The organism is Streptomyces sp. NPDC004126 (assembly GCF_050275515.1).
Taxonomy (GTDB): Bacteria; Actinomycetota; Actinomycetes; order Streptomycetales; family Streptomycetaceae; genus Streptomyces.
On record NZ_JBNNPF010000062.1, the window covers coordinates 24,258 to 41,541 of the forward strand.

13 protein-coding genes are annotated in these 17,284 nt (G+C 73.4%); 8 read left to right on the forward strand and 5 right to left on the reverse strand.

Annotated features, from left to right (window positions below):
• Positions 1–171: 171 nt before the first annotated feature.
• Both ACQKM2_RS35470 and ACQKM2_RS35475 read right to left on the reverse strand, forming a co-directional pair.
• Positions 172–1,122, reverse strand: a complete 951-nt coding sequence (locus ACQKM2_RS35470; protein WP_427717113.1) for an EamA family transporter — start codon at positions 1,120–1,122, stop codon at positions 172–174.
• A gap of 47 nt (positions 1,123–1,169) precedes the next feature.
• Entirely contained in the window at positions 1,170–3,911 is a 2,742-nt protein-coding gene (locus tag ACQKM2_RS35475; RefSeq protein WP_427717133.1) for an FAD-binding and (Fe-S)-binding domain-containing protein, read from the reverse strand.
• A gap of 107 nt (positions 3,912–4,018) precedes the next feature.
• Here ACQKM2_RS35475 and ACQKM2_RS35480 point away from each other — a divergent pair, with 107 nt between their 5' ends.
• The 5 genes from ACQKM2_RS35480 to ACQKM2_RS35500 all read left to right on the forward strand — a co-directional run bounded on the left by ACQKM2_RS35480 (position 4,019) and on the right by ACQKM2_RS35500 (position 10,542).
• Complete coding sequence (locus tag ACQKM2_RS35480) at positions 4,019–4,402, forward strand: hypothetical protein (RefSeq protein WP_427717115.1); 384 nt, start codon at positions 4,019–4,021, stop codon at positions 4,400–4,402.
• Between the two features lie 114 nt (positions 4,403–4,516).
• Positions 4,517–5,635 carry a phosphoserine transaminase gene (gene serC, locus ACQKM2_RS35485; protein WP_427717117.1) on the forward strand — a complete coding sequence of 373 codons (1,119 nt, stop codon included), beginning with the start codon at positions 4,517–4,519 and terminating at the stop codon, positions 5,633–5,635.
• 323 nt (positions 5,636–5,958) lie between these two features.
• Complete coding sequence (locus ACQKM2_RS35490; RefSeq protein ID WP_427717119.1) at positions 5,959–6,738, forward strand: hypothetical protein; 780 nt, start codon at positions 5,959–5,961, stop codon at positions 6,736–6,738.
• Positions 6,731–7,369, forward strand: coding sequence for a class F sortase (locus ACQKM2_RS35495; protein ID WP_427717120.1), 639 nt, complete (start codon positions 6,731–6,733; stop codon positions 7,367–7,369). Before ACQKM2_RS35490 ends, ACQKM2_RS35495 begins: the two co-directional genes overlap by 8 nt.
• 62 nt (positions 7,370–7,431) lie before the next feature.
• Positions 7,432–10,542: a sacsin N-terminal ATP-binding-like domain-containing protein gene (locus tag ACQKM2_RS35500; protein ID WP_427717122.1), complete on the forward strand. Its 3,111-nt coding sequence runs from the start codon at positions 7,432–7,434 to the stop codon at positions 10,540–10,542.
• 12 nt (positions 10,543–10,554) lie between these two features.
• On the opposite strand, the gene ACQKM2_RS35505 is transcribed toward ACQKM2_RS35500, so the two are convergent.
• Positions 10,555–13,011, reverse strand: coding sequence for an HAD-IC family P-type ATPase (locus ACQKM2_RS35505; protein ID WP_427717124.1), 2,457 nt, complete (start codon positions 13,009–13,011; stop codon positions 10,555–10,557).
• Between the two features lie 97 nt (positions 13,012–13,108).
• Positions 13,109–13,393: a DUF2530 domain-containing protein gene (locus tag ACQKM2_RS35510; RefSeq protein ID WP_427717125.1), complete on the reverse strand. Its 285-nt coding sequence runs from the start codon at positions 13,391–13,393 to the stop codon at positions 13,109–13,111.
• A gap of 139 nt (positions 13,394–13,532) precedes the next feature.
• Here ACQKM2_RS35510 and ACQKM2_RS35515 point away from each other — a divergent pair, with 139 nt between their 5' ends.
• Positions 13,533–14,960, forward strand: coding sequence for an NCS2 family permease (locus ACQKM2_RS35515; RefSeq protein WP_427717127.1), 1,428 nt, complete (start codon positions 13,533–13,535; stop codon positions 14,958–14,960).
• On the opposite strand, the gene ACQKM2_RS35520 is transcribed toward ACQKM2_RS35515, so the two are convergent.
• The gene (locus ACQKM2_RS35520) at positions 14,953–15,135 is read right to left on the reverse strand and encodes a hypothetical protein (protein WP_007265601.1); all 183 of its coding nucleotides are present in this window, start codon (positions 15,133–15,135) and stop codon (positions 14,953–14,955) included. The two genes, ACQKM2_RS35515 and ACQKM2_RS35520, sit on opposite strands and share 8 nt — an antisense overlap.
• A gap of 150 nt (positions 15,136–15,285) precedes the next feature.
• On the opposite strand from ACQKM2_RS35520, the gene ACQKM2_RS35525 reads away from it, so the two are divergent.
• Complete coding sequence (locus ACQKM2_RS35525; RefSeq protein WP_401248247.1) at positions 15,286–15,723, forward strand: MarR family winged helix-turn-helix transcriptional regulator; 438 nt, start codon at positions 15,286–15,288, stop codon at positions 15,721–15,723.
• 25 nt (positions 15,724–15,748) lie between these two features.
• Positions 15,749–17,113: an MFS transporter gene (locus tag ACQKM2_RS35530; protein ID WP_427717130.1), complete on the forward strand. Its 1,365-nt coding sequence runs from the start codon at positions 15,749–15,751 to the stop codon at positions 17,111–17,113.
• Positions 17,114–17,284: the final 171 nt, after the last annotated feature.

Genomic DNA, 17,284 nt, shown 5'->3' on the forward strand with positions numbered 1-17,284 from the left:
TTTCGGCATTCCGGGGCGGGACGGCCTGTCAAGGGTCGCCGAAGGCGATCGCGAAGCGACGCGACCGAAGGGAGCGCCCTTGACAGGACGGCCCGAACCGGAAGGACGATGGGACTGACGGGAAACCCCCAAACCCTCCCCGACTACCGCCCCAGGGGATCCCGCTCCCCCTCAGCCGGCGTCCCTCGGCTCCCTCGGTTCCCTCTGCGACCGGACCGCGCCCATGCTGGCCGCGATCACCAGGGCGATCGCGAGCGCGTCCAGCGGTGACATCGCCTGGCTCAGGACCAGGAAGCCCGCGGTCGCCGCGATGGCCGGTTCCAGGCTCATCAGGATCGCGAAGGTCGGGGCCGGGAGCCGGCGCAGGGCGAGGAGCTCCAGCGTGTACGGGAGCACCGACGACAGCACCGCGACGCCGAGGCCCAGTGCCAGCGTGCTCGGGGTGAGGAGGTCGGAGCCGGCCTCCACCACGCCCAGCGGGAGCGAGATAACCGCGGCCACCGCCATCGCCAGGGCCAGGCCGTCGGCCTGCGGGAAGCGGCGCCCGGTACGGGCGCTGAAGACGATGTACGCCGCCCACATCGCGCCCGCGCCCACCGCGAGGCCGGCGCCGAGCAGGTCGAGGCCGCCGAGGCCTCCTCCGCCGTGGCCGGCCAGCAGGGCGACACCGGCCAGGGCCAGGGCGGCCCACAGCAGGTTCACCAGGCGGCGCGAGACGATCACGGACAGGGCCAGCGGACCGAGCACCTCCAGGGTGACGGCGGGGCCGAGCGGGATGCGGTCGATGGACTGGTAGAAGAGGCCGTTCATGCCGGCCATGGCCACGCCGAAGGCGATGACCGTCCCCCAGTCGGAACGCCCGTACCCGCGCACCTTGGGACGGCACAGGACGAGGAGCACCAGCGCGGCGGCCGCGAGCCGCAGCGTGACGACGCCCGCCGCGCCCACCCTCGGCATGACCATCACCGCGAAGGCGGCCCCGAACTGCACCGACACCCCGGCTGAGACCACCAGCGCGACCGGCCCGAGCCGGGAGGCCCGGGCGGGGGCGGAAACCGGACCGGAGACCGGACCGGAAGCCGGAACGGCGGTCGTCGGGGACGAAGAGGATGGTGCGGGCATGAATCCAGACTAAGGGGTACGTAAGGCCCATCAGCGAGTGTTCTGCCTTACAACCCCTCCGCCAGGAGTTCCGCCAGGTGCCGTGCCCGGTGCCCGCCCAGCTGCGCGATCTGGGTGCGGCACGAGAACCCGTCCGCCAGCACCGCCGCGTCCGGCGCGGCCGTGCGCAGCGACGGCAGCAGCTGCTCCTCGGCGCACGCCACCGAGACGGCGTGGTGGCCGGGCTCGAAGCCGAAGTTGCCCGCGAGGCCGCAGCAGCCGCCGCTGAGCTCCCCCGTCAGCCCGGCGCGTGCGCGCAGCCGCCGGTCGGCGGCGTCGCCGAGGACGGCGTGCTGGTGGCAGTGGGTCTGCCCGGCGACGGGCCGGTCCAGGCGGGGCGGGGTCCAGTGGGGGGCGTGCTCCTCCAGGGTCTCCGCGAAGGTGCGGACGGCTGCGGCGAGGCGGTGGGCTCGGGGGTCGTCGGGGAGGAGGGCCGGGAGGTCGGTGCGCAGGGCCGCCGCGCAGCTGGGTTCGAGGACCAGCACGGGTCCTCGTACGCCGTCCAGGTCGCCCAGGGTGTCCAGGGTGCGCCGGAGCACCCTGCGGGCGCGGTCCAGCCGGCCGGTGGAGACGTAGGTCAGCCCGCAGCACACCCGGCCCCCGGCAGGGACGGTGACGCCGAGGCCGGCCGCCGTCAGCACCCGGACTGCGGCGCGGCCGGCCTCGGGGGCCAGGTACTCCGTGAAGGTGTCGGGCCACAGGGTCACGGTCACGGCGGTCCCGCTCCCGGTCGGGGCAGCGGCCCCCCGCGCGCCCCACCACCGCGTGAACGGCACCCCCGCCACCGCCGGCAGTCCCCGCTCCCGGGCCAGCCCGGGCACCCGCAGCACGCGGCCCGCCGCGTTGACGGGCCCGGCTGCCCGCAGCGCGGCGATCAGCCGGAGCCACGCGGGAAGGCCGCCCAGGGTGTAGTGCGAGAGCGGCCGGAGGCGGCCGGACCAGTGGCGGTGCAGGAACTCCGCCTTGTACGCGGCGACGTCCACGCCGACCGGGCAGTCGCTGCGGCAGCCCTTGCAGCCGAGGCAGAGGTCGAGGGCCTCGGCGACCTCCGCCGAGCGCCACCCGTCGGTGATGACCTCCCCGGCCAGCATCTCGTGCAGCAGCCTGGCCCGGCCGCGCGTGGAGTGCCGTTCCTCGCCCGTGACCCGGTACGACGGGCACATCACCCCGGCCCCGCCCGGCTCGGCGGACCGGCACTTGGCGACGCCGACGCAGCGGGCCACCTCCGCCCCGAGCGGCGCGCCGGCCGGGACCACCGCGAAGCGGAGGTTCTCGTCCAGCCGGGCCGGCCGGACCAGGATTCCGGGGTTCATGCCGGCCGCCGGGTCCCACAGGTCCTTGTACGCCCCGAAGAGCTCCACGACCCGCGGCCCGTACATCCGCGGCAGCAGCTCCGCGCGGGCCTGTCCGTCGCCGTGCTCCCCCGACAGGGAGCCGCCGTGGGCGACGACCAGGTCGGCCAGTTCCTCCGAGAAGGCCCGGAAGCGGGCCACGCCCGCCGCCGAGACCAGGTCGAAGTCGATCCGTACGTGGACGCAGCCCTCGCCGAAGTGCCCGTACGGGGTCCCGTGCAGCCCGTGCTGCGCCAGCAGGGCCCGGAACTCCCGCAGGTACGCGCCGAGCCGCGCGGGCGGGACCGCGCAGTCCTCCCACCCCGGCCAGGCCATCGCGCCGGACGGGGTCCGGGTCGCGGTGCCCGCCGCGTCCTCCCTGATCCGCCACAGGGCGCGCTGCGCGGCCGGGTCGGTCACCAGTGCCGCGTCGAGCGCGTCGGCGTCCCGCAGCAGGCGCCGGCCCGCGGCCTCGTCCGGCATCTCCACGAACAGCCAGGCCCGGCCCCTGGGCAGGCCGGCGGCGCCGCGCACCAGGTCCTCGGCCATGCCCTCGACCGTGAGCGGCCCGTGTCCGAGGAGCCCGGCGGCGGCGTCCGCGGCAGCGCTCTCGTCGGGGTAGCCGAGCACCGCGAGGACGGGCGCGGGCGGCAGCTCCACCAGGCGCACCACCGCCTCCGTGACCACGCCGAGGGTGCCTTCGCTGCCGCAGAAGGCCCGTGCGACCCGCACCCCGCGTTCGGGGAGCAGGGCGTCGAGCCCGCCGTAGCCGGAGATGCGGCGGGAGAAGGAGCCGTCGGCGAGGCCGGTGCGGAGTACGGCGAGGTTGCCCTCGACGAGTTCCCGCAGTCCGGCCGGCGCCCCCGTCCAGCCGGTGCCGATCCGGTGGGCGGCGCCGCCGTAGCGGACGACCTCCAGCTCCGTGACGTTGTCGGCGGTGGTGCCCCAGGCGACGGAGTGGGCCCCGCACGCGTTGTTGCCGATCATCCCGCCGAGGGTGCAGCGGGAGTGCGTGGACGGGTCGGGCCCGAAGGTGAGGCCGTACGGGCGCACGGCGTCGCGCAGCCGGTCGAGCACCAGCCCGGGTTGGACGACGGCGGTGCGGGCCTCGGGGTCCACGGACACCAGGGCGTTCATGTGCCGGGTGAGGTCGAGCACGACCCCGGTGCCCGTCGCCTGCCCGGCGATGGAGGTGCCGCCGCCGCGCGGTACGACGGGCACCCCGGCTTCGGCGCAGATCCGCAGCGCGGCCGCCACGTCCCCGGCGTCGCGCGGGGCGACGACCCCGACGGGCACCCGCCGGTAGTTCGAGGCGTCCATGGTCGCGAGGGCCCGCGCGGCGGCGCCGAAGTCCACCTCCCCGCGCAGCTCTGCCCGCAAGGTCCGCTGGAGTTCCCCGGTTGACGTCACGGCGCCCACCTTGCCACCGGCGGCCCGCCACCCCCGTCCCGGCACGGCGCCGGTTCCGTAGAGTGGCCTGCCCGGCCGGCTCGCCTGCCTACCCGGCCTGACGAGGGGGATCCGACGTGACCAGCAGTATCGACGGCAGTACCAGAGGCAGTGGCAACAGCACCAACAGCGCCGCGGTGGGCCGGAACACACCCGCCCGGATCAGCTTCTGGTCCGCCGCCTGCGGCATGGGCCTGATCGCCGGCATCTTCCTGACGCCGTTGCTGTGGATCGGCTTCGGCCGCTTCTACACCTTCTTCATGGCGGTGTTCGGGCTCGTCGCGATCCCCGCGGGGCACCTGGGCCGGCGCCGCGCCAAACGCCTCGGCGGCCGCGACAAGGGCGCGGCCCTGTTCGGCATCCTGGCCGGCTGGCTGCTGCTCCTGGTCAGCCTGCTGATCGTGCTCGCGTACGCCGGACTGTTCGTGGGGGTCGCGTTCCTCGTGGACGCCGTGGACTGAACCACCGGGCACGGAAGAGGACGGACGAGGACGGAAGAGGACGGACGAGGCCGGTCCGTCTCACCCGGTGGACGCGCCTCCGACGCCCGGTCCGGGACCCGATACGCTCCGCTCGTGGCTGAGATCCAGATTCCCGCTGACATCAAGCCCGCCGACGGTCGCTTCGGCGCGGGCCCCTCCAAGGTGCGGACCGAGGCGCTGGACGCCCTCGCCGCCACCGGTACCTCCCTGCTCGGCACCTCGCACCGCCAGGCCCCGGTCAAGAACCTGGTCGGCTCGGTGCGCCAGGGCCTCCGGGACCTCTTCTCCCTGCCCGAGGGTTACGAGGTGATCCTGGGCAACGGCGGCTCCACCGCTTTCTGGGACGTCGCGACCGCCGGCCTGATCGAGCGGAAGTCCCAGCACCTGACGTTCGGCGAGTTCTCGTCGAAGTTCGCCAAGGCGGCGAAGCTCGCGCCGTGGCTGGACGAGCCGTCCGTGATCTCGTCGGAGCCGGGCACGCATCCGGAGCCGGTCGCCGAGGCGGGCGTGGACGTGTACGCGTACACGCACAACGAGACCTCGACGGGTGTCGCGGCGCCGGTGAAGCGCGTCGCGGGCGCGGACGCCGGGTCGCTCGTCCTGGTGGACGCGACCTCGGGCGCGGGCGGCCTCCCGGTGGACATCACCGAGACGGACGTCTACTACTTCGCCCCGCAGAAGTCCTTCGCCTCGGACGGCGGCCTGTGGCTGGCCGCGTTCTCCCCGGCCGCCCTGGAGCGGGCCGCGCGCGTGCACGCGTCGGGCCGGCACATCCCGGAGTTCTTCTCGCTGCCGACGGCGATCGACAACTCGCTGAAGAACCAGACGTACAACACCCCGGCGCTGTCCACCCTCTTCCTGCTGGACCAGCAGCTGCGGTGGATGAACTCGCAGGGTGGTCTGGAGTTCACGACGGGCCGTACGGCGGCCAGCGCGCGGAACCTGTACGGCTGGGCGGAGGCGTCGAAGTACGCGAACCCGTTCGTGCAGGACGCCGACAAGCGTTCCGCGGTCATCGGCACGATCGACTTCTCGGACGACGTCGACGCGGCGGCGGTGGCGAAGGTGCTGCGCGCCAACGGCATCGTGGACACCGAGCCGTACCGCAAGCTGGGCCGCAACCAGCTGCGCATCGCGATGTTCCCGGCGATCGACCCGGCGGACGTGCAGGCGCTGACGGCCTGCATCGACTACGTGATCGAGCAGCTCTGACCTGACGGGCCCGCCGCCCGTCGTCCCGTACCCGTGGAGCCCCCGTCGCCTTACCGGCGCCGGGGGCTCCGGCCGTTCCCGGGGGCTCCCCACTCCACCCCGGCCCCTCCCCCCCCCCGGGACTTTCGTCCCAAAATTCGGGGCAAAAACCCAGCAAACGGACCCCCATCACCCCGCCCCCCACCTGCGCATCCACCCCTCGGGACCTTCGGCCCGCCCCTCCGGGCGCCGCCCGGACCCCGAAACCAAACACCCCGAATGCCCCTCTTGTCCGGTGTGCCGGGAACGATCCCCGGCCGGCCCGTTCCGTTCAGGAGGAACCCATGCGCAAGGCACTCACCCTCACCGCCGTAGCCCTCACCACGTCCCTGGCCCTCGGCGGCGCCACCACCGCTTTCGCCGCCGGCACCCCCACCCCCGCCGCCTCCCCCACCGCGAGCACGCACCCCGCCGCGTCCGCCCGCGTGGAGGTGCCCTCCTCGCCCGTGAAGCCCGGCGACGCCATCAGCGTCACCGTGACCGCCCCCGCCGGCTCCAAGAACCTCGCCGTCTCCTCCGCCGCCCTCGGCGGCGTCTCGCTCACCCCGGGCAAGGACGGCAGCTGGAGCGGCACCGCCCAGGTCGCCGACGTCAAGGACGGCTCCTACGGCGTCTCCCTCACCGGCAGCGCCCCCGACGGCACCAAGCTCCAGGCCACCGCCCAGCTCACCGTGAAGAAGGGCGACGCCCCGAAGCCGCCCACCCCGGTCTCCTCCACGCTCCGCCTCTCCACCGACTTCGGCCGGCCCGGCGACAAGGTCACCGTCACCGTGAAGACCACCGCCAAGGACGCCTACGTGAAGTCCGCCGCCTTCGCCGGCGGCCGCGTCGACCTGAAGAACGACGGCCACGGCACCTTCACCGGCACCGCGACCGTCGCCAAGGACGTCAAGACCGGCTACTACGGGGTCGACGCCTTCGCCGGCGGCAAGAAGTTCGACACCGCCAAGTTCTCCGTCGAGGCCAAGGGCAACCCGGACGTGAAGCCGGTCCCGCTGAAGCCCTCCGAGCACAAGACCCCCAAGGGCTCCGTGAACACCGGCCAGGCCCCCGCCGATGCCTGAGACCGCCCCCACCCGCCGCCGGGGCGGCCGCGCACGCCGCGCCGCCGCCCTGGCGGGGGTCCCGGCCCTCGCCCTGGCCCTGGCCACCGGCTGCTCGGCCGGCGCCGAAGCGCACGGCACCGCCCCCGCCCCCCGCACGGCGGCCTCCGCCCTCCCCGGCTCCGTCCTCCCCCCGTCCGTCCCCGACCGGATCGAGATCCCCGGCATCAAGGTCGACGCCCCGCTCGACACCGTCGGACTCGACGCCCAGGGCGTCATGCAGGAACCGGACTTCGCCAAACCGAAGGACGCCGCCTGGTACGAGCAGGGCCCCACCCCCGGCGAGGCCGGCGCGGCCGCGATCGTCGGGCACATGGACACCCCCGAGGCCCCCAAGGCCGTCTTCTACAACCTCAAGACCCTCAAGAAGGGCCAGGAGATCGAGGTCCACCGCACCGACGGCACCACCGCCGTCTTCGCCGTCGACTCCGTCGACACCTTCAAGAAGGACGCCTTCCCCACCGACAAGGTCTACGGCGACACCCACGGCAAGGCCGAACTGCGCCTGATCACCTGCGGCGGCAACCTCACCGCCGACCGCCACTGGGACTCCAACGTCGTCGTGTTCGCCCACCTCACGGGCAAGGCGTAGCCCCCCACGCGATACCTTCAGCACTCCAGAGGAGTACGCGGTACAGCGTGGAGGCATGCGGCGTGAACGTACGAGTGACGGCGGCCGAGAGCGGCGTGGACCCCTTCAGCACCGCCCGGCTGCGGCGGGGGGTGCTCGACGCGTGGGGCGCGGGCCCGGCCCGGTTCCGCGAGGACGCCAACGCCGAGGAGGACCTCGCGCTCGGCGGCTACCGGGACCGGCTCGTCGTCGAACTGGCCCAGAACGCCGCCGACGCCGCCGCCCGCGCCAAGGTCCCCGGCCGGCTGCGCCTGACCCTGCACCCCGCCGGACCCGACGGCCCCGCCGTGCTGGCCGCCGCCAACACCGGGGCCCCGCTCGACGCGACGGGCGTCGAGTCCCTGAGCACCCTGCGCGCCTCCGCCAAGCGGGAGAACGACCAGGGCTCGGTGGGCCGCTTCGGCGTCGGCTTCGCCGCCGTACTGGCCGTCACCGACGAGCCTGCGGTCCTCGGCCGCCACGGCGGCGTCCGCTGGTCCCTCGCCGAGGCCCGCGAACTGGCCCGGGAGACCGCGGCCTTCAGCCCGGGCCTCGGCGACGAACTCCGCCGCCGCGACGGCCACGTACCGCTGCTGCGGCTGCCGCTGCCCGCCGAGGGCACCGCCCCCGAGGGCTACGACACCGTCGTCGTCCTCCCGCTGCGCGACGCGGCCGCCGAGGACCTCACCGAACGCCTGCTGGCCGGCATCGACGACGCCCTGCTGCTGACCCTGCCCGGGCTGCGCGAGGTCGTCGTCGAAACCCCCTCCGCCGGGCACCGCGTCCTCTTCCGCCGCATGGACGGCCCGTACACCGTCATCGAGGACTCCGCCTCCGGCACCCACCGCTGGCGCACCGTCCGCCACACCGGCCCCATCGACCCCGCCCTCCTCGCGGACCGGCCCGTCGAGGAGCGCCTGCGCCCCGACTGGACGGTCACCTGGGCCGTCCCCGCCGACCCCGACGGCGCCCCCGTCCGCCCCCGCACCGCGCCCGTCGTGCACGCCCCGACCCCCACCGACGAGCCCCTCGGCGTCCCCGCCCTGCTCATCGCCTCCCTGCCGCTGGACACCGCCCGCCGCCACCCGGCGCCCGGTCCGCTGACCGACTTCCTCGTGGAGCGCGCCGCCGACGCCTACGCCGAACTCCTGGGCGCCTGGGAGCCGGTGAGCACCGCCCTGGTCGACCTCGTGCCCGGCCCGCTCGGCGGGAGCCCGCTCGACGGCGCCCTGCGCGCCGCCGTCCTCCAGCGGCTGCCCCGCACCGCGTTCCTCGCCCCGGCCGCCCCCACCGAGGAACTGCCCTCGCTGCGGCCCTTCGAGGCCGAGGTCGTGGAGGGCGCCGGCGCCGACACCGTACGGGTCCTCGCGGAGGTCCTCCCGACGCTGCTGCCCGCCGGGCTGGAACGCCGCCCCGAGCTGCGCACCCTGGGCGTGGGCAGGCTGCCGCTCGGCGACGCCATCGAGCGGATCGCCGGCATCGAGCGCACCCCGGACTGGTGGCACCGCCTGTACGACACCCTGGCCGGCGTGGACCCCGACCGGCTGTCGGGCCTGCCCGTGCCGCTCGCCGACGGCCGCACCACCATCGGCCCGCGCCACGTCCTGCTGCCCGGCCCGGACACCCCCGCCGACCTGGCCCGGCTCGGCCTGAAGGTGGCCCACCCGGAGGCCGCGCACCCGCTGCTGGAGAAGCTGGGCGCGCTCCCCGCCACCGCGCGCGCCGTCCTGACGACCCCGCAGGTCCGCGCGGCCGTGGCGGCCTCCCTGGACGCGGGCGAGGTCTGGGACGAGGACGCGCCGGATCCGGAGGAGCTCGCCGACACCGTCCTGGCCCTGGTCCGCGCGGCCGGCCTGGCCCCGGGCGAGGAGCCCTGGCTGGGCGCGCTGGCGCTGCCCGACGAGGACGGGGAGCTCGCCCCGGCCGGGGAGCTGCTGCTCGCCGGGAGCCCGCTGGCGTCGGTGCTGCGCGAGGACGAGGTCCCGTACCTGGACGCCGAGTTCGCGGCGCGCTGGGACGCGGACACGCTGGCCGCGTGCGGGGTGCTGACCGCGTTCCAGCTGGTCCGCGCCACCGACGTGGTCCTCGACCCGGATGAACTGGAGCCCCGCGAGGGCGACTTCGTCGAGCCCGACGACGCGGGTGTGCTGGACGCCGTGGACGTGTGGTGCGAGGACCTCCTCGACCAGTTCCCCGACACCCCGGTGCCGCCGGTGGCGACGGAGCTGGTCGCCGTCCGGGACCTGGACCTCGTCGACGACGACCGCTGGCCGCAGGCCCTGGCGATGCTGGCGCAGCCGCCGCTGCGCGACGCCCTGACGCAGCCGGTGCGGATCCTGCTGCCGGACGGCACCACGCAGTCGGTGCGCTCGTACACCGCCTGGTGGCTGCGCGACCACCCGGTGCTGGACGGCCGCCGTCCGGCCGGGCTGCGGGCGGCGGGCGGCGATCCGCTGCTGGCGGGCCTGTACACCCCGGCGGACGCGACGGGCTTCGAGGACGAGCAGGTGCTGCGGGCCCTGGGCGTACGCACCTCCGTGCGCGCGCTGCTGGAGGAGCCCGGCGGCGCGGCCGAGCTGCTGGGCCGGCTCGCCGACCCGGACCGCGAGGTCACCGGGCACCAGCTGCACGGGCTGTACGGGGCGCTGGCCGATCTGGACCCGGAGCAGGTGACGCTGCCGGACGAGCTGCGGGCGGTGGTGGACGGCGAGGTGGTCGTGGTGGACGCGGCCGACGCGGTCGTCGCGGACGCCCCCGACCTCCTCCCCCTCACGGCGGGCCTCCCCCTGCTCCCGGTCTCCCCGGCCCGCGCGGCGGACCTGGCCGACCTGTTCCAGGTGCGCCGCCTGTCGGAGACGGTCCCGGCGGAGGTGACCACGCCGGGCGAGGAGCACGAGGTGCCGGAGTCGGTGCGGGTCCTGCTGGGCCCGAAGACCCCGGCGACGTACGTGGAGCACGAGGAGCTGGTGGCGGGCGGCACGGAGCTGGACTGGCGGCTCACCCCGGACGGGGTGCTGCACGCGGCGACCCTGGAGGGCGTGGCGGCGGGCCTGGCCTGGTCGGCGTCCCAGTGGCCGCGCCGCTTCGAGGTGGCGGCCCTGCTGGAGGACCCGTCGCGGACGGCGGAGCTGGCCCGGGACCGCTGGTTCGACTAGCGCTCGGGCCGTCTAGGCCGGGAAGCGCCGGTCCACCCACCGGAAGGTGAACTCGATCGCGGCGGAGGCGGCCGCCGCGATCGCGACGGCGATCCACGGCATGGTCACGCCCTCCAGCTTGAGCTGGAAGAAGTCCTGGAGCCAGGGCACGACGAGGACGACGAGGAAGGCCGCGCCCATCGCGCCGACCAGGGCGACGCGCCACCACGTGTAGGGGCGGGCGATGATCGCCAGCACCCACATGGAGGTCAGGAACAGGGTGAGCGTCGCCGCGCTGGTCTCGGCCTTGAGGGCGTCGGGTCCGCCGTAGTGGGCGCGGGCGATCAGGTAGGTGACGAAGGTGGCGACGGCGGCGATGGTGCCGCCGGGGATCGCGTAGCGCATGACCCGCTTCACGAAGTGCGGCTTGGCGCGCTCCTTGTTGGGGGCGAGCGCCAGGAAGAAGGCGGGGATGCCGATGGTGAGGGTGGACAGCAGGGTGAGGTGGCGCGGCAGGAAGGGGTATTCGACCTGCGAGCACACCACCAGGACGGCCAGCAGCACCGAGTAGACCGTCTTGGTGAGGAAGAGGGTCGCGACGCGGGTGATGTTGCCGATGACGCGGCGGCCTTCGGCGACCACCGAGGGGAGGGTGGCGAAGCTGTTGTTCAGCAGCACGATCTGGGCGACGGCCCGGGTGGCCTCGGAGCCGGAGCCCATGCTGACGCCGATGTCGGCGTCCTTGAGGGCGAGGACGTCGTTGACGCCGTCGCCGGTCATGGCGACGGTGTGGCCGTTGGACTGGAGGGCGCCGACCATGTCCCGCTTCTGCTGCGGGGTGACGCGGCCGAAGACGGAGTTGCCGTCGAGGACCTCGGCCATCTCGGCCTGGTCGGCGGGCAGCTCGCGGGCGTCGACGGTGTTGTGCGCGCCGGGCAGGCCGAGTTTGCCGGCGACGGCGCCGACGGAGACGGCGTTGTCGCCGGAGATGACCTTCGCCTTGACGTTCTGCTCGTCGAAGTAGCGCAGGGTGTCGGCGGCGTCGGGGCGCAGCCGCTGTTCGAGGACGACGAGGGCGGTGGGGCGTACGCCGGTGGCGACGGCGGGGTCGTCGAGTTCGCGGGCGGAGCGGGCCAGCAGCAGGACCCGCAGGCCCTGTTCGTTGAGGCCGTTGATCTCGTCGAGGGCGGGGTCGCCGGCGGGGAGGAGCACGTCGGGGGCGCCGAGCAGCCAGGTGTTGTTCTCGCCGTCGCCCTCGCTGAAGCTGGCGCCGCTGTACTTGCGGGCGGAGGAGAAGGGCAGGGACTCGGTGCAGCGCCATTCGGCGCTGTCGGGGTAGGCGTCGATGATGGCCTGGAGGCTGGCGTTGGGGCGGGGGTCGGATTCGCCGAGGGCGCCGAGGACCTTTTTGACGTAGGCGGCTTCCGTGCCGCCGAGGGGGCGGAGCTCGGTGACGTCCATGCCGCCTTCGGTGAGGGTGCCGGTCTTGTCGAGGCAGACGACGTCGACGCGGGCGAGGCCCTCGATGGCGGGGAGTTCCTGGACGAGGCACTGTTTGCGGCCGAGCCGGATGACGCCGATGGCGAAGGCGACGGAGGTGAGGAGGACGAGCCCTTCGGGGATCATCGGGACGATGCCGCCGACGGTGCGGGCGATGGAGTCCTTGAGGTTGGAGTCCTTGACGACGAGCTGGCTGATGATGAGGCCGATAGAGGTCGGGATCATCATCCAGGTGACGTACTTGAGGATCGTGGAGATGCCGGTGCGCAGCTCGGAGTGGACGAGGGTGAAGCGGGAGGCCTCTTCGGCGAGCTGGGCGGCGTAGGCCTCGCGGCCGACCTTGGTGGCGGTGAAGGCGCCGCCGCCGGCGACGACGAAGGAGCCGGACATGACCTGGTCGCCGGGCTTCTTGAGGACGGGGTCGGCCTCGCCGGTGAGGAGGGATTCGTCGATCTCCAGTCCGTCGGCCTCGCCGACGAGGCCGTCGACGACGACCTTGTCGCCGGGTCCGAGTTCGATGACGTCGTCGAGGACGATCTCGGAGGTGGAGACCTCGGCGGTGGTGCCGTCGCGGCGGACGCTGGGTTTGGCCTCGCCGATGACGGCGAGGCCGTCGAGGGTCTTCTTGGCGCGGAGTTCCTGGATGATGCCGATGCCGGTGTTCGCGATGATCACGAAGCCGAAGAGGCTGTCCTGGATGGGCGCGACGATCAGCATGATCACCCAGAGGACGCCGATGATGGCGTTGAAGCGGGTGAAGACGTTGGCCCGGACGATGTCGGCGGTGGAGCGGGAGGAGCGGACGGGGACGTCGTTGACGTCGCCGCGCGCGACGCGTTCGGCGACCTCGGCGGTGCTGAGGCCGGCCGGCTTGAACCGGGGGGCGGGGGGTTTCACGGGGTGTACCGGGTCGAGCTCGGCGCCCGCGTCGATGGCGGCGCCGCCGGCCCGTTCCGGCCCGTCCTGGTCGATCCTCGCCCGCTGCGTCATGTTTTCGACGGTAAGGGCGGTTCGAACGCTTCACCCCCCGAGCGGTCGGAAGATCCGACTTCAGGATGACCCGAATCGTCCCGAGGTCGCCCCGCGGTCACCCCTGGGCGGCGGGCCCCGGCTCCCCCTCGGCGGCAGCGGCGGCGTGACGCTTGAGGGCCGCGTCACGGCCGCGGACGTACCAGATCCCGATCAGGCCGAGCCCGCCGCCGGCGGCGCAGGTCCACACCCACCACAGCAGGTCGCGGTCGGCGAACCAGCCGTAGAAGGGCAGCTGGACGAGGAACATGGCGAACCAGAGGATCGTGCCGCCGGTGATGGTGGCGACAACCGGGCCCTCCAGGGGCTCGGGCGCCTCGTGCTTCGCAGTCCACTTCGCCATGGAGCCCAGTCTAGGTGGCCCGATTTCGGGTCTACGCGCGGAGATGGACGGCCCTTCGTTCATGTGTTCATACTGAAACGGTTTGTCTACGACCGGATTCGTTCGTATGAACCGCCCAATAGACCCGTTTGAGGACCGCATGAGCACCTCGGCACCCGCCGCGGCCCCCACCACCGGCCTGGACCGGTACTTCAAGATCTCCGAGCGCGGCTCGAGCGTCGCCCGCGAGGTCCGGGGCGGCTTCGCCACCTTCTTCGCGATGGCCTACATCATCGTGCTGAACCCGATCATCCTGGGCAGCGCGAAGGACATGTACGGGCACCAGCTCGACGGCGGCCAGCTCGTCACCGCGACCGTCCTGACGGCCGCCTTCTCCACGCTCCTCATGGGCGTCATCGGCAACGTCCCGATCGCCCTGGCCGCCGGCCTCGGCGTCAACACCGTCGTGGCCCTCCAGCTGGCCCCGCGCATGAGCTGGCCCGACGCCATGGGCATGGTCGTCCTCGCCGGCTTCGTGGTGATGCTGCTGGTCGCCACCGGCCTGCGCGAGCGCGTCATGAACGCCGTCCCGCAGGGCCTGCGCAAGGGCATCGCGATCGGCATCGGCCTGTTCATCATGCTGATCGGCCTGGTCGACTCCGGCTTCGTCACCCGCATCCCGGACGCCGCCCACACCACGGTCCCGCTCCAGCTCGGCGGCAACGGCCACCTGCACGGCTGGCCCGTCCTGATCTTCGTCGTCGGCGTGCTGCTCACCCTCGCGCTGCTGATCCGCAAGACGCCCGGCGCGATCCTGATCTCCATCGTCGCGATGACCGTCGTCGCGGTCGCCGTGCAGCTGATCGCCGACCTGCCCGCCACGGCCTGGGGCCTGACCGTGCCGCAGTGGCCCGGCAACCCGGTGGCCGCGCCCGACTTCGGGCTCGTCGGCCAGGTGAGCCTCTTCGGCGGCTTCGGCAAGGTCGGCGTCCTCACCGGCATCCTGTTCGTCTTCACCGTGCTGCTGTCCTGCTTCTTCGACGCGATGGGCACCATCCTCGGCGTCGGCGACGAGGCCAAGCTGACGAAGCCCGACGGCACCTTCCCGGGCATCAACCGGGTCCTGCTGATCGACGGCCTGGCCGTCGCCTCCGGCGGCGCCACCTCGTCCTCCGCCACCACCTGCTTCGTGGAGTCCACGGCGGGCGTCGGCGAGGGCGCCCGCACGGGCCTGGCCAACGTGGTGACCGGCGCCCTCTTCACCGTCTCGCTCTTCCTGACCCCGCTCGCCACGATGGTCCCCTCCCAGGCCGCCACCCCCGCCCTCGTCGCGGTCGGCTTCCTGATCCTGGCGGGCTCGGTCCGGGACATCGACTGGAGCGACTTCACCATCGCCGTCCCGGCCTTCCTGGCCATGGTGATGATGCCGTTCACCTACTCGATCACCAACGGCATCGGCATCGGCTTCATCAGCTTCGCCGTGCTGCGGCTGGCGACGGGCCGGGGCCGCGAGGTCCCGGCCGCCATGTACGCCGTCTCGGCGGTCTTCGTCTTCTACTACGCGATGCCGGCCCTCGGCCTCACGTGAGCCCGTAGAACTTCTCCGTCTCGTCGACGGCGGCCTTGAACCGCTCGTCGAAGTCATCGCGAATGAGCGTCCGGACGACATAGTCCTGGACGCTCATTCCGCGTTTGGCGGCATGGTGCCGGAGCCGTTCCAGCAGCTCCCCGTCTATGCGCATGCTCAGCACATGTGTCCCCATGCCCGAAAGGGTCGGGCCAGAGAGTGCGCACGCGTGTCACTTTCCGCCGCGCACTCACCCGTACGAGTGAGACGGCAGGCCCGGACAGGGATCCACGGGGCCCCCGTAACCCATTTTTCCTTAGGCAGAGTAATGAGTTATTCTAAAGACATGCATGACCTCTCCCATGGCGACGACGCCGCCGCCGTGAACGATCTGCGCTCCGCCGTGATGCGGCTGGGCCGGCGCCTGAAGCACCAGCGCGTCGACGAATCGCTCAGCCCGACCGAGATGTCGGTGCTCGGCACCCTCGCCCGCTGCGGCCAGGCCACCCCCGGTGAGCTGGCCCGGCGCGAGCACGTCCAGCCCCCGTCGATGACACGCATCGTCGCGCTGCTGGAAGCCAAGGGACTGGTCACGCTGGAGCCGCACCCCGAGGACCGCCGCCAGAAGGTGGTCCGCCAGACCGAGGAGGCCGAGACGATGCTCGAAGAGAGCCGTCGGAAGCGCAACGCCTTCCTGGCCGGGCTCGCGGCCGAGCTCACCGAGGACGAATGGGCCAAGCTCCGCGCGGCCGCACCCGTCCTGGAGAAGCTCGCCCACCTATAGGAACCACGCCAGGAGGCGAACGCTTTTGAGTACGGGAACCGGAGCAGACTCCGCACCCGGCCATACATCCACCACTACCACCGCAGCGAGCAGGAACCCGGGGGCACCGCCCGGCGGTAGCCGGGGGATGTTCAGCTCGCTGAAGATCCGGAACTACCGGCTCTTCGCCACCGGCCAGGTCGTCTCGAACACGGGCACCTGGATGCAGCGCATCGCGCAGGACTGGCTGGTCCTCTCCCTGACCGGCTCCGCGTCCGCCGTCGGCGTCACCATCGCCCTGCAGTTCCTGCCGATGCTGCTCTTCGGGCTCTACGGAGGCGTACTCGCCGACCGGCTGCCCAAGCGGCCGCTGCTGATCGCCACCCAGAGCGCGATGGGCCTCACCGGCGTCGCACTCGCCGCGCTGACGCTGGCCGGCAACGTCCAGGTCTGGCACGTCTACCTCGCCGCCTTCCTGATCGGCCTGGTCACCGTCGTGGACAACCCGGCCCGGCAGACGTTCGTCTCCGAGATGGTCGGCCCCGCGCAGCTCGCCAACGCCGTCAGCCTGAACTCCGCGAACTTCCAGTCCGCGCGGCTGGTCGGCCCGGCGATCGCCGGCGTGCTCATCACCGCCGTCGGCTCCGGCTGGGCCTTCCTGCTGAACGGCCTGTCCTTCGCGGCGCCCATCGCGGGCCTGCTGCTGATGCGCACGCGCGAACTGCACCCCGTCACCCCGCAGCCGCGCGCCAAGGGGCAGCTCCGCGAAGGCCTGCGCTACGTCGCGGGCAAGCCCGAGCTGGTCTGGCCGATCGTGCTGGTCGGCTTCATCGGCACGTTCGGGTTCAACTTCCCGATCTGGCTGTCGGCCTTCACCGACGACGTCTTCCACGGCGACGCGGGCACCTACGGGCTGTTCAACACCCTCATCGCGGCCGGCTCCCTGGCCGGCGCCCTGCTGGCGGCCCGCCGCGGACACTCCCGCCTGCGGCTGCTGGTGACGGCGGCGGTGCTCTTCTCGGTCCTGCTGCTGGTCACCGCGTTCGCGCCGGGCTTCTGGCTGTTCGCGGTGCTGCTGGTGCCGATCGGGATGTTCGGCCTGACCGTCAACGTCGTGGCGAACTCCAGCGTGCAGATGGCCACCGACCCCGAGATGCGGGGGCGGGTGATGGCCCTGTTCATGATGGTGTTCACCGGCGGCACCCCGGTCGGCGCGCCGCTGGTCGGCTGGATCACGGACACCTACGGAGCCCGGCTCGGCATGGCCGCGGGCGGCCTGGTCTCCCTCGCCGCCGCGGTGGCCGTGGGCCTGGTCCTGTCCCGCGTCGGCAACCTCCGGCTCCGCCTCAACCGCCACGGCGTCGTCTTCGTCCCGACCGTGGCGCGGCGCGAGCTGGCCCCGGCGGCGTAGCCCCTGGCCGGGCGGGGGGCCCTGCGGGGCCGGCCCCTCCCCGCCCTTCGCCCGTTCCCCGGGGCTCCGCCCCGGACCCCCGCGCCTCAAACGCCGGCGGGGCTGGAATTTCGCTGCGCGAAATCCAGCCCGCGCGGCGTTTGAGCGCTCCGGGCGCGCAGCGTCCGGTAC

Excerpts from the sequence above, each read along its gene's own strand:
- ACQKM2_RS35510 (WP_427717125.1), bottom strand. The coding sequence starts at position 13,393 with ATGGCGAAGTGGACTGCGAAGCACGAGGCGCCCGAGCCCCTGGAGGGC.
- ACQKM2_RS35520 (WP_007265601.1), bottom strand. The coding sequence starts at position 15,135 with ATGGGGACACATGTGCTGAGCATGCGCATAGACGGGGAGCTGCTGGAA.
- ACQKM2_RS35515 (WP_427717127.1), top strand. The coding sequence starts at position 13,533 with ATGAGCACCTCGGCACCCGCCGCGGCCCCCACCACCGGCCTGGACCGG.
- ACQKM2_RS35525 (WP_401248247.1), top strand. The coding sequence starts at position 15,286 with ATGCATGACCTCTCCCATGGCGACGACGCCGCCGCCGTGAACGATCTG.
- ACQKM2_RS35470 (WP_427717113.1), bottom strand. The coding sequence starts at position 1,122 with ATGCCCGCACCATCCTCTTCGTCCCCGACGACCGCCGTTCCGGCTTCC.
- ACQKM2_RS35490 (WP_427717119.1), top strand. The coding sequence starts at position 5,959 with ATGCGCAAGGCACTCACCCTCACCGCCGTAGCCCTCACCACGTCCCTG.
- ACQKM2_RS35495 (WP_427717120.1), top strand. The coding sequence starts at position 6,731 with ATGCCTGAGACCGCCCCCACCCGCCGCCGGGGCGGCCGCGCACGCCGC.
- ACQKM2_RS35505 (WP_427717124.1), bottom strand. The coding sequence starts at position 13,011 with ATGACGCAGCGGGCGAGGATCGACCAGGACGGGCCGGAACGGGCCGGC.